Source organism: Alteromonas sp. Cnat3-28 (assembly GCF_022348265.1).
GTDB lineage: Bacteria > Pseudomonadota > Gammaproteobacteria > Enterobacterales > Alteromonadaceae > Alteromonas > Alteromonas macleodii.
Window position 1 is genome coordinate 45,924 of record NZ_JAKREY010000007.1, and the last position, 12,265, is coordinate 58,188.

13 protein-coding genes are annotated in these 12,265 nt (G+C 47.0%); all 13 read left to right on the forward strand.

What is annotated here, in order from left to right; all coding sequences use genetic code 11:
• The first annotated feature begins 331 nt into the window (after nucleotides 1-331).
• The 13 genes from MHM87_RS09030 (at nucleotide 332) to MHM87_RS09090 (ending at nucleotide 12,242) form a co-directional block, all read left to right on the forward strand.
• Entirely contained in the window at nucleotides 332-2,623 is a 2,292-nt protein-coding gene (locus tag MHM87_RS09030) for a FepA family TonB-dependent siderophore receptor (RefSeq protein ID WP_239258711.1), read from the forward strand.
• Between the two features lie 102 nt (nucleotides 2,624-2,725).
• A complete protein-coding gene (locus tag MHM87_RS09035) occupies nucleotides 2,726-3,502 on the forward strand; it encodes a DUF3450 family protein (protein WP_039234921.1) in 777 nt (258 codons plus the stop codon).
• A complete protein-coding gene (locus MHM87_RS09040) occupies nucleotides 3,499-4,875 on the forward strand; it encodes a MotA/TolQ/ExbB proton channel family protein (protein ID WP_239258713.1) in 1,377 nt (458 codons plus the stop codon). The genes MHM87_RS09035 and MHM87_RS09040 overlap by 4 nt, the downstream gene beginning before the upstream one ends.
• Nucleotides 4,875-5,261, forward strand: coding sequence for a MotA/TolQ/ExbB proton channel family protein (locus MHM87_RS09045; RefSeq protein ID WP_014951025.1), 387 nt, complete (start codon nucleotides 4,875-4,877; stop codon nucleotides 5,259-5,261). Before MHM87_RS09040 ends, MHM87_RS09045 begins: the two co-directional genes overlap by 1 nt.
• 2 nt (nucleotides 5,262-5,263) lie before the next feature.
• Nucleotides 5,264-5,671: a biopolymer transporter ExbD gene (locus tag MHM87_RS09050; protein WP_014951024.1), complete on the forward strand. Its 408-nt coding sequence runs from the start codon at nucleotides 5,264-5,266 to the stop codon at nucleotides 5,669-5,671.
• 18 nt (nucleotides 5,672-5,689) lie between these two features.
• Entirely contained in the window at nucleotides 5,690-6,307 is a 618-nt protein-coding gene (locus tag MHM87_RS09055) for an energy transducer TonB (RefSeq protein ID WP_239258715.1), read from the forward strand.
• An 87-nt stretch (nucleotides 6,308-6,394) separates the two neighbouring features.
• Entirely contained in the window at nucleotides 6,395-7,768 is a 1,374-nt protein-coding gene (locus MHM87_RS09060; protein ID WP_239258718.1) for a tetratricopeptide repeat protein, read from the forward strand.
• Nucleotides 7,765-8,067 (forward strand): hypothetical protein, encoded by a 303-nt coding sequence (locus tag MHM87_RS09065; protein WP_049589007.1) that lies wholly within the window; start codon nucleotides 7,765-7,767, stop codon nucleotides 8,065-8,067. The genes MHM87_RS09060 and MHM87_RS09065 overlap by 4 nt, the downstream gene beginning before the upstream one ends.
• A 1-nt stretch (nucleotide 8,068) precedes the next feature.
• The gene (locus tag MHM87_RS09070; protein WP_239258720.1) at nucleotides 8,069-9,685 is read left to right on the forward strand and encodes a PepSY-associated TM helix domain-containing protein; all 1,617 of its coding nucleotides are present in this window, start codon (nucleotides 8,069-8,071) and stop codon (nucleotides 9,683-9,685) included.
• Nucleotides 9,682-10,032 carry a DUF3325 domain-containing protein gene (locus MHM87_RS09075; RefSeq protein WP_239258722.1) on the forward strand — a complete coding sequence of 117 codons (351 nt, stop codon included), beginning with the start codon at nucleotides 9,682-9,684 and terminating at the stop codon, nucleotides 10,030-10,032. Before MHM87_RS09070 ends, MHM87_RS09075 begins: the two co-directional genes overlap by 4 nt.
• A 144-nt stretch (nucleotides 10,033-10,176) precedes the next feature.
• On the forward strand, nucleotides 10,177-10,776 hold the full coding sequence (locus MHM87_RS09080; protein ID WP_039227019.1) for a PepSY-associated TM helix domain-containing protein: 600 nt from the start codon (nucleotides 10,177-10,179) through the stop codon (nucleotides 10,774-10,776).
• A gap of 46 nt (nucleotides 10,777-10,822) precedes the next feature.
• Entirely contained in the window at nucleotides 10,823-11,353 is a 531-nt protein-coding gene (locus MHM87_RS09085; RefSeq protein WP_014977604.1) for a DUF2271 domain-containing protein, read from the forward strand.
• A gap of 55 nt (nucleotides 11,354-11,408) precedes the next feature.
• Nucleotides 11,409-12,242, forward strand: coding sequence for a DUF4198 domain-containing protein (locus MHM87_RS09090; RefSeq protein WP_014951017.1), 834 nt, complete (start codon nucleotides 11,409-11,411; stop codon nucleotides 12,240-12,242).
• The last annotated feature ends 23 nt before the right edge of the window (nucleotides 12,243-12,265 follow it).

A 12,265-nucleotide genomic window follows, 5' to 3' on the forward strand; every position in this document is an offset into this window, starting at 1 on the left:
ATTAATTAAATTGCAAATGATAATAATTGTCATTAAGATGCAGTGCGATTTGAGCACGATTAGCCACTTCTTGCAAATAAGAAGAGAAATAAAGCGATGAAAGTTCCCTATGACAGACAGGGGATGCAAGTTTCTACGGATAGTCTCACTTTTGGGCATTCTTTCTTGGAATAACAATAATCACACCAATTGCCCTAACTCAAATAGTTAGTGCTTTGCTCATGTTTGGCGTTAGAGCCATTTATGAAGTTAAGCCGCGCGTAACAAGACACAACATTTTGAAATGGCGAGCCACTGGCTGGCCAACACTCAACACATTAAGGATTATCAAATGCCTGTAAATGGTAAGCGCATTATTTTGTTAGGAACCCTGTTTCCCATGTTGTCAGCGGGTGTGCTGGCGCAAAGCGAAGAGATAGAAACGCTCGACACCACTGTTGTGCAATCTGCGTCTGAAGAGCTGAAGCAAGCCCAAGGCGTGTCTGTCATTACGGAAGAAGATTTCAAACGTCGTCCTGTCACTAACGATATCGCTGAAATTGTAAGAACCATGCCGGGTATCAACCTTACAGGTAACTCAAGCTCAGGACAGTATGGCAATAAACGTCAAATCGACATTCGCGGAATGGGTCCAGAAAATACGCTTATTTTAATTGATGGCAAGCCAGTGTTGTCGCGTAACTCTGTAAAAATGGGCCGTTCAGGCGAGCGAAACACACAAGGCGACAGCAACTGGGTTCCAGCTGAAGCGATTGAGAGCATTGAAGTTATTCGTGGTCCAGCAGCGGCTCGCTATGGCTCTGGCGCATCAGGTGGTGTTATCAATATTATCACTAAGTCTCCTGATGAAGCTTCTACCTCTATCACCGCTCAGACCGAGCTTTCTTCAAATAAATACGAAGGCGATAACCGTCGTTTTAACCTAGTAACAAGTGCACCGTTATCTGAGCGTTTCTCACACCGCACCATTGTTAACTACAACGAACAAGACGCTGACGATCCACGCGTGAATCTAGATTCAACAGACGTAACAACGGGTCGCGGAGGTACATCCAAAAATGTAGGGGCAGGGCGTGAAGGTGTTGAAAACATCGACGTGCGTACCTTGGTTCGATTCGACCAAGATGAAATTAATCGCTGGGATTTTGAAGCAGCCTATAGCCGCCAAGGTAACCGCTATGCCGGTGACAACGCATTTCAGGGCGTAAGCTACCCTGTTGACGAAAACGGCAACGTTATTATTCCTGAACCAGAAGACCTGGCAGAAACTGATCCTCAGAGCCTAATTGGTGAAGAAACACTAGTAATGCACCGTCGTACGTTCGGCGTAACACACAATGGTGAGTATGACTTCGGCGACTCATTTAGTTACATCCAATACGAAAGCACGTCTAACAGCCGTTTAGGTGAAGGTGCGGCCGGTGGAACTGAAGGGCGTATCAATAGCCTTGAAATGACCACCATCAAGTTAGAGAACATAACCGCAAAGACCGAGTGGAATGTGCCTTTAACGTTAGGCGGCTTCAATCAAACCGCAACGTTTGGTGCGGAATACCGCAAAGAGACCCTAGACGATTCAGTTAGCAATCAGCTTTCTCTGAACGTGGTTGATGACGGTACTATTCCTGGCGTAGAGACTGACCCAGAAAATCGTCCATCTGAAACCGACGCCACGCTTGTAGGTGTGTATGTTGAAGATAACATCATGCTAACGGATTCAATCACGCTTACGCCTGGACTGCGTTTTGATGATCACAGCAAAGCGGGTACAAACCTTAGCCCGAGCTTGAATACATCATGGCAGGCATCGCCTAATATTGTGGTTCAAGGTGGTATTAGCCGTGCTTTTAAAGCACCAAACCTCTATCAATTAAACCCTAACTACGTGTACTACACACGAGGTAATGGTTGCCCAGTTGACTTCTCTAACCTAGGTGGCGGGTGTCACATTCTAGGAAACCCTGACCTAGAGCACGAAACCTCAGTAAACAAAGAAATTGGTGTTAACTACACCAACGAAGAGGGTTTGAACGCGGGTATTACTTACTTCCACAACGACTATAAAGACAAAATTGGCACCGGTAATGTACCGCCAGAGTTTGTGTTACCTGGCGAAGAAGGTGGCGAGGCCAACGTTCAGGTATTCCAGTGGTTTAACGTTCCTGAAGCTGTTATTTCTGGCCTTGAAGGTAACTTGTTGTTCCCTGTAACCAGTACTATTGAGTGGTCGACCAACTTTACCGTGATGCTTGAGTCAGAAGATAAATCTACTGGCCAGCCATTATCTATCGTTCCTGACTACACAGTGAACTCGCTAATAAGCTGGCAAGCCACCGATGCACTTGAGCTTGTGCTTAGCGCTCAACATTACGGTGAGACAGAAAGCCCTACGGCCAGCGTTAACTCGGGCGCCGTTATCGAAGCTGATGATCGCGAAGCCTATACCATCACCAACATTAACGCCATTTACGCGTTCGACGAAAACTTAAGCTTCAACGTGTCGGTTAAGAACTTGTTTAACGAAAGCGTTAAGCGTGAAGGTACACAAGCATCTAACGCGGGGGCGAATACTTTCAATGAACCAGAAAGAAGCTTCTTGTTGTCTGCTACCTACCAGTTCTAATACTTAGCAAGCAGTAACAAGACATTAAAAATGCCGGCCTCGATAGCGATATCGACGTGCCGGCAATCGCATTAATTCAGCTAAGAGATGTAAGGGATTTGAATGAAAGTTAAAAGAAGTGCAGCGCTTTCTTTTGTACTGGTATCACTTGCCGTGGCCTCATCAGGTATTGTGATGGCAGCAACAAAAGCCAGCGATATCGATGGGCTCACAGAAAAGTGGATTAGCATTGAGCGCCAGACGCAAAAGCTAGAAAACGAGTGGCGTGAATCAGAGCCTGCATTGCGTCAGCGTATTCAACTGCTTAAAGCTGAACGTACTCAGCTGCAGAGTATGATTGACGAAAGTAAGGCTGCAACCACCGACGTAGAAGCCCAGCGAGAAGCATTGCTTTCTGAGCAAAGTGAGCTTGAAGCACAACAGGGTGGGGTAGAGCGTGCATTGACTGGAGTAATAGGGCAAGTAGACAGCCTTTACTCGTCGCTGCCTGAAATTATTCGCCAGACGTGGGATAAAGAGCAAGCCGAATTAGCGGCTGACGCCGACACGTCAAATAAGCTTCAGGTCACCCTTGCAAAACTTTCATCCCTTGCGCAATTCAATAGCAAACTTCTGGTTAACGAAACCGTAATGCGTGCTCCCGATGACAAAGATGTATTAGTTAAGCAGTTCTTTGTTGGCAGCAGCTATGCGTGGTTTACCAACGCCGATGGTCAATATCAGGGGGCCGGTCGTGTTAAAAATGGCGAGTGGCAGTGGCAATTCAGTGACAACGTAGATAGCGAATCGGTAGCGCTTGCCGTCGCTATTTTTGAGAAAAAGCATGAACCTGATTTTGTTTCTTTACCACTTACACTGGCTAAAGGAGAAGGCGAATGAAATGCTTTTCTCACGTTCTCACAGCATTTAATCCAATGTTGAGATCCTCTCTCATTACAGCATGTGTTGCTTTGTGTGCTGCTGTGGTTTGTGTACCGGCAGTGGCAGCGCCTGAAGATAGCATGCTGGCCAATATTAAAGACGCGAAAGCGCGTCTGGATCGCACCGAAAGCAAAATTAGTAAAGAGCGGGTAGCGCTGGCTAATGAATTGCGTGCGCTTGAACAGCAGGTAATGAAACTGCGCAATGAAACCACGGTCGCCCGCCGTAAAATGGATGAAAGAACCCTTAGTCTTTCACAGTTAGAAAATCGCCTATCGAGCTGGAGCGAGCAACAAGAGTTCCAACAAAATTTGTTGAGCCGTTTCCTGCTTCAAACTGGTGTAGACAGTCTGTCATTAAGCGAAATGAGCTTGTCTGACAAAGTCCAGAAAGTGGGTGAAAAAGCGAAAGAGTTTGCCAATCAACAAACCCCTAATTTCAGTGCAGGAAAGGTTGTACTGGCGAATGGCGAAGTGACCCAAGCAAAAGTGCTTACTCTTGGCCCGGTGACGTGGTATCTGGCGCAAGCACAAAACGTTGCGGGTACAGCAGAGCGTAAGCAAGACCTGTTTACCTCTACGTCCACTTTTTCAGATACGGATACCGAAAGCCTTGCAAGCTTGGCAAGCAGCGGCAATGGCAGCATTAAAATAGATCCTACCCTTGGCCGCGCAACAACGCGCGAGCAAGCGTCAGAAGGGGTAATTGAACATGTTGTGAAAGGCGGAGTGTGGGTGATCCCTATCGTTTTGTTTGCCCTTCTCGCTACGCTTATCGCACTGTTTAAAGTTATTCAGCTATGGCGCTTACCTAAGGTTAAGCAAGTAGCATCAGGCAAAGCTCTGGTGAACATGGTGGGCAGTTCAGGTGTGGGCTTCTTTGATGGCATGCAGCGCGAACTGTATGACATAACTAAGCGTGCAAGCACGCCAACTGAACGCGACGATGAACTGTTTTCTGCACTCCAGCAAGACAAAATCAAGCTAGAAAAATACAACGGCACCATTGCTGTAACTGCTGCCGTTGCACCCTTGCTAGGTCTTCTAGGTACGGTAAGCGGCATGATTGAAACCTTTAGAATGATGACGGCATTTGGCTCAAGCGACCCCGAAGTTATTTCTGGCGGGATCGCTAAAGCCTTGGTTACGACAGAGTTAGGCTTAGTTGTGGCCATACCGGCATTAATTCTAAATGCCGTACTCTCTCGCAAAGCGCGACATTACTACGAAGAGCTCGAAAGTTTCGCGCTTGTACTTAGCAATGACGAGCCTGACGTTGCTGAGAAAAGCGACCAAAAGAGTGATGGTCAAAAGCAAGCGAGCGCAAGCTAATGATTGAACAGCTAGCGGGAAATGCATTGTGTTGGTTAATGCTGCTGGTGGCATGGTTTGCTTACCAGCAAATCTTTGTGTTGTTTACTACACGCAAAGAGATAGCCCAAGTGCGTGATGGAGAGAAAGAGCTAACAAAGCGAGAAATGGTACCTGCCGTGCTGGTTAGTGCTCTTCCCTTGATGGGCCTGCTAGGAACAATTGCAGGCCTACAAGTGAGTTTCACCGGAATGATGTCGTTAGGTGTCGATAGTCAAGTCGTCACTGGTGGCATTGCCGATGCACTTTTTACCACTCAGCTTGGCTTAACCTTGGCTATTCCTGGCTGGCTTTTGTTGATGTTTGTTAATGGTGCGGTAAAGCGCGCCGTAGCAAGGGAGGCGTAAACATGGCAAGTCGATTACAGCGACGCCTTGAAAACCAACAAGCGCAAGGCATTGATATGTCTCCGCTACTAGACGTGGTTTTTATACTTTTAATTTTCTTTATCGTTTCAACAGTGTTTGTAAAAGAGACTGGGGTAGAGGTAGATAAACCTCAGGCAATATCAGCACAAAAGCTCGATCAAATGGCCATTATGCTGGCAATTACCCGAACCGGTGAAGTGGTGTATGACAGTGCCAATATCGGTGTGAGCGGTGTGCGCTCTACCGTTGAGCAATTGTTGATGAAAGAACAACGCCCAGTAGTCATTCAGGTAGATAAAGCCGTTCGCTCTGAATTACTGGTAGAAGTCATAGATGAAGCCAAACTGGCGGGTGCCGACACGGTAAATATCGCCACTTTGAAGCCATAGCGAACGAGGCAAAATTCAATGAAATACAATCTTCAACCTTCTCTACTTAGCGGTGCGGTGCTCGTTAGTGCGCTTGGCGTTATGTGGCTAGGGCACTTTTTGTCTAATCTGCAGCCCGACACTATGGTTGTGCGCAAGTTAGACATTGCGGTAACGCCTCCACCGCCGCCCCCTAAAACGCAAAATGTAGTGGAAGAGACTGAACTTGTTATGCAGGTAGAGGGCAGTGGCGCAGCCATGACCATGGCGGATTTAAGTGTTGAGCCAGATATTCAAGTGCCAAAGCCCGACATGCCAAATGTCAAAGTAACCCAAACCCAATGGGATATGCCTGATATTGAATTGGACGCCTTTGGGCTAAGCGAACTGGATTCAAAGCCTACCTTGCTGACTCCGGTCAAAATACGTTTCCCCAAGCGACTTAAAAAGCAAGGTATCAAGCGGGTGATTGTAAAGCTCGACGTCATTATTGACGAACACGGCAACGTAAAGCTGATGGATATTGTCGAGAACCCGCATCACGAGCTCAATAAAGAAATAATGCGTTTTGTTAAAGCCAGCAAATTTACATCGCCTTACAAAGAAGATGAAGCGGTGAAGGCGCGTTTTATTTGGCCTGTAGTTATAGAGGCCTAATAGAAGCTTAATGGAAGCCTATTAAAGGCCTGGTTTAGCGCAATAAAGCGAAATAGAAGCTAAAGAATTTAGAGGTTGATTGAGACAATGTTAAACAAGATTACAGCCGTAACTGTCCTCAGCTGTGTAGTGAGCGCGCTGGCTTTTGTTAAGCCAGTAAGTGCGAAAATAACGGTGGAATTGGAAGAACCCGATTGGCAGTTTGTCATGCGTCAGCACCATAGAGATGATCATCGTGAACGTATATCCCGTGAAGAAGGTGAGTTTATCGGGCGCATTCAGGCCGACTTGCAAGCAGGCAATTACTCAAACGTTGCCAGCGCATTTGCAACCCAGGATATTTCTCAATTTAGTCCACGCTTGCGCGAGCTTTACGGACAAGTGCTATTGAATGAGAAAAACTACGCACTTGCCGAAAAAGTGCTGTTGGACGTTATAGACGCTATGCCAAACCTTCCATCGGCGCACAGAAGTTTGAGCATGGCGTATTTAATGACAGATAAATTGGCGAAAGCACGCACTCATTTAACTAAAAGCGTAGAGCTAGGTATTCAAGATGCCCAACTTTTTGGGCAGCTAGCCTATACCAATGTTCAGCTTGGCAAACCTGTCACCGCTATTGGTGCTTATCAAAATGCGTTGATGCTCGAACCTGAAAACAAGCAATGGTATCAAGGTTTATTGTTCGCGCTTATTGAAAGTAATGCACTTGCACAGGCGGAAAGCTTGCTAAGCGAAATGTTGGTAGATGATGAAAGTAATCAGCAGCTTTGGCTCCAACGGGGGCAAATAGCGTTAAAGCAGGGTGACATGGTAAAGGCGCTGAGCAGCTTAGAGACTGCCCTTTCTTTGGGTGACAGCTCGCTGTCGAACTTGATTTCAGTGGCCAAATTGCACGTTTCTGACGGCAGTCCGCGGCGCGCAGCAGACATACTGGCTACCCATGCGAAGACTTTCATTACCGACAAAGATGGGGAAGGCTTCGACGCTTACTCCAAAATAGCGGCTTACTTAGCGGCTAATGAGCAGTGGTCTGATTTAGGTAAATTAACGCAAGCTGCCGACAACAATGTGAAAAAGCTCACGACCTCTCAAGCAGCTACGCTTAATGTACTTAAAGCTCAGTTGGCTATGGGCAAAGGGCAAAGCAAAACGGCAATTTCCCTTTTAACCAAAGCCATTGCTGACGCCCCTGACAATGGTGAGGCGCTGTTGTCTCTTGCTTCACTTTATCGTCAACAGAACAACGTCGAACGTGCCAAAATGACCTATCTGCGAGCTGAGTCACTCGCCGACGTTAAACAGCGCGCCATGCTCGGGCGTGCGCAAATTGCCATAGACCAGCGTCAGTACCAAGATGCACTTACGCTTTTACGACAAGTCTATAAATCGTACCCATCCCGTTCTGATTTACTTGGCAACATCCAGTCACTAGAAAACCTAGTGAAGAACACAATATGAAAAGCCAAACGGTGAACCGCGTCGCCATAAATCGTGAACGATTGGATGTCGCACTTAGAACGCTGATTGCTGTGGCACTGGGCTACGCTTTTTCAGCGTGGCTAAGCAGTGCTATCGCCAATTTTATAGGGGCTGACGGACGAGAGCACGAAGTGCTGGTAAGAATGCTGTTCTTTTGTGTTTACTGCACCTTCATCCTTTTTACGTTCATCTTTGATACGACGAAAAAGGCGTCCATCATAATGACAGCGCTCTCTGCGTTAGCCTTATGTCTTTATTCAATCAGTACAGGGCTTTAACATGAAAGGGAATGTCAGAAAGTCTATGACGTGGCTTCATACTTGGAGCTCGATACTTGTTGGTTGGTTACTCTTTGCGATTTTTTTTACCGGTACGCTGTCGTTTTTTAGAACCGAAATAACCTATTGGATGCAGCCAGAACAACACGCCGCAGTACCCAGCGAAAAGGCGCTAGAGCACGGTTTACGTTATCTTGCGAACAATGCGCCCAATGCAAGTGAATGGCAACTCTCACTACCAGATGCGCGCTCGAATACACTCGACTTGTCGTGGCGCGACGCCAATGCAGGTAACGAGCGTCGTCGAGGACCACGGGTCATGTTGAACCCGTCCACGGGTGAAGAGATAGAAGTAAGGGAAACGGCCGGTGGCAACTTCCTTTATCGTTTTCATTTCGAGTTATACGGTATCGACAGAACCATTGGACGCTGGATAGTAGGCGTAGTCAGTATGATGATGTTTGTTGCTATTATCAGCGGCGTCATCATGCACAGAAAAATCTTTGCCGATTTCTTTATGTTCAGGCCAAAGAAGAAGCTGCTGAGCTGGATAGATGGGCACGCCATTAGTGCGGTACTAGCACTACCATTTCATATCATGATCACCTTTTCTGGTTTGATTCTATTAGGCGCCACGCTATTGCCTTTTAACAGCGAGGAGCGCGTGCGGCACCGTCCTCAAGGTACAGAAGTACGCCAGAATGCGCAGCAGCAAAATCTAGCTTCACCAGACATTAATACCTTATTGGCCTTACCCATCTCTTCGATGATTGCTCACGCTGAGCGCACATGGCAGGTGCCGGTTGAAAGCCTATCTATTACTCACCCGGGTAAAGCTAACGCTCAGTTTACGCTAAGTGGGAACAACAGAACGCAGTTAAGTGCGGGGCGTGGAGGAAGTAGTGCGCTGGTATTTAACGCACAAGGCGAAGTCATTAACGAGCGCCCAGCCTCAGTAGCCGCTAACGCCAGCCAGGCGACGTATAACTATTTGGATATGCTACATCAAGCGCGCTTCGCCGATACCCTCACTCGCTGGTTACTATTTTTTGCCGGTATTCTGGGTACCATTATGGTGGGAACGGGCTCTGTTTTGTGGGTAGTGAAACGGGCAAAGCAACAGCTTGGAGAGTTTGGTTTTGAATTGGTCAGAGGCAGTAATATAGGCAGCATTGCAGGATTAATGTGTGCGACCGGTGGCTACTTTTGGGTAAATAGACTACTTCCTGCCGATCTAACGTCTCGAAGCTTATGGGAAATTAAGGTGTTTTTCGCAATATGGCTGGTATGTGTGGTTGCAGGGTTTATTTGGCGAGACAAAAAAGGGTGGGTAGTTCAACTTGGCTTTGCAGCAGTGTTGTTTGCGCTTGTCCCTTTGCTTGACCACCTCACCTCAGCAACAGGCCTAGATTTTGCGGTTGCAAATGGTGATAGCTTGAGAGTGAGTTTTGACCTTATGTGCATAACACTTGCGGCAGTACTCGGCTATGCTGCTTACCACGTCAAAAAAGCCAAAGCCGTGAAAGCAAAACGGGTGAGCAGTACTCCGTCACCTAAGCGAAAAGACAGAGCTCCCCAAGATAAGCCGCAAGGTGACAACAGCGAGGCATTAATATGAGTATCATTCTGCATGTGGTGTTCGCATTTGTGCTTACTTATTTGAGTTTCTTACTACTCTCGCTTGGCAACAAGAAGCATGCCGGTATCACTCGACTAACCAGTACACCTTCACCACTACTTTTAATTGTGCTTCATAGTTTGGCGTATTTGCTTATGGCAATAAGCCTCATGAACTGCATAGACGTGTGGAAGACCGAAATTGGCGTTGTGGTGTGGATTGGTTTTTTACAGCTTACAAGCGTGCTGGTTTCTGCAACGTTTACCTATTTACCTACCCTTTATAAAACGCTGTGCAATTACCTGTTGCTTGCGGCTTTTTGGGGGCCTCGTTTACGCGAAAAGTGAAGCAATACTTAAAGGTTGTTGAGCAAAAAATACAATAATGAGAATAAATCTCATTTACATTGAAAAGGGTGGAAATATCTGTATTATCTAGCCCGTTGAATTAATCAATATCACCGAGTAGTACAGAGAGTTAGCAACGAAATTATGAGTTTTTCTTTAGGCGGCATCCGCCAATGGCACTGGATTAGTGGCGCAGTCTGTCTGGTCGGGATGATGTTATTTGCCCTAACGGGGATTACGCTAAATCACGCTGCAGACATTCCAGCGAACAGAACTGTAACGTCAGCTGAATCAAGCCTACCACCGTTGGTTGTCGAACAATTGGTTTCTCTGGACACCGGTGACATAGCCATTCCAAGCGAACTCGTCGCGTTTATGCAGTCGCAAGAGGGCATTTCACTACCTTCATCGGTGACGGGAGAGTGGGATGGTATTGAATTTTATGCCGCTTGGCCTGGACCCGGTGCTGATAGTTGGATAGCAGTAGACGCTGAACTTGGCACAGTGACTTATGAAAACGTTGATAGAGGATGGATATCTTATTTCAATGACCTGCATAAAGGGCGGAACACGGGAAATGCCTGGCGCTGGTTTATCGATATCTTCGCTGTTGCCTGCATTATTTTTAGCGTAACTGGGCTGCAACTATTAATGCGTCACTCGAAAACGCGCGCGTCTACTTGGCCCATTACTACGCTCGGTGTGCTCATCCCGTTTGTCATTATTTTACTGTTTGTGCACTAGCGCGACGCTAGTGGCACTTACCTACACAATTTTAAGGAGTGTTTACATGAAAATGCGAAAAGGCGCAGTTATCGCATCGACTTTATTAAGTATGACATTTGCCTCTGGCGCTATTCACGCTGCAAGCCAAGCCAAACTTGACGTGGCCTTACCGCAACTTGATGTGGCTGAATATCACAAACCTTATCTTGCCGTGTGGATTGAAGACAGTAAACGCAAGGCTACTCAAGTCGCCGTATGGTACGACGTTGAAATGCGTGAAGACAAAGGGAAAGAGTGGCTTAAAGACTTGCGCCAATGGTGGCGTCGTGGTGGGCGAAGCCTTGATTTGCCTTATGACGGACTTACCAGTGCAACAAAAGGCCCAGGCGATTACAGCCTTGATTCGCAGTTAAATAAAGCGTTAGCAGAACTGCCAGAGGGCGATTACACGCTTCGCGTTGAGGCATCACGAGAAGTAGGCGGAAGAGAAGTACTGTCTCTGCCATTTTCATTACCGCTATCTGCTGCGTCACTACCGGTAGAGGTGAAAGGAAATTCAGAACTTGGGCGTGTAGTACTGCGTCTGGAAGACTAATCTGCTGAGGCGCTAATTCAACGCTCACTCAGTAGAGATCCAATAAGAGGACATTATGAAAAAACTATCAGTAAAAGCTTCAGCCATTGCGCTAGCAGCAACACTTGCCGTGTCATTTTCAGCCAGTGCGCATCGCGCGTGGTTACTTCCAAGCTCTACCGTACTATCAGGTGAAGAAGCTTACGTGACGTTTGATGCTGCTATTTCAAATACTATTTTTCACCCTGACCACTTCGCAATGAACGCCAGTAACTTAGTGGTTCAATCGCCAGAGGGTGAAGCCGTAGACGTAGAAAATATGGCACGCGGTAAGTACCGAACCACGTTTGATTTGAAATTAAACAAAGAAGGTACATACAAACTGACGTCTGCCAGCAATGGTATTCGCGCATTTTGGCGAGATGAAGAAGGCAAGCGCAAGATGTGGCCGGGCCGTGGTGAAGAATATAAGCCGGAAGAGTTCGCAACAGCCGTGCCTAAGAAAGCAAAAGATCTTCGCGTAATGCAAAGCTCTCGCCGCGTAGAAACGTTTGTTACTCTTGGTGCGCCATCGAACAAGGTGTTCACGCCTGATAACGTGGGTTTGGAGCTAGTGCCAGTGACTCACCCTAATGATTTATTCGCCACCGAAACGGCAACGTTCAAGTTACTTATTGACGGTGAGCCTGCGGTTGGCGCCGAGGTGGAAGTTGTGCGCGGTGGTATGCGCTACAGAAATGATCAGGAAACGATTAAAGTCACGTCTGACAAAAATGGTCAGATTGAAATTACATGGCCGCAAGCCGGTATGTACTTTGTAGAAATTGGCTATGAAGACGATAAAGCGCAAAAGCCTGCAACGTCTCGTAACGGTAGCTACTCAGGCACATTTGAAGTGCTTCCGCTGTAATAACCGCACGTTATTGCGCAGCT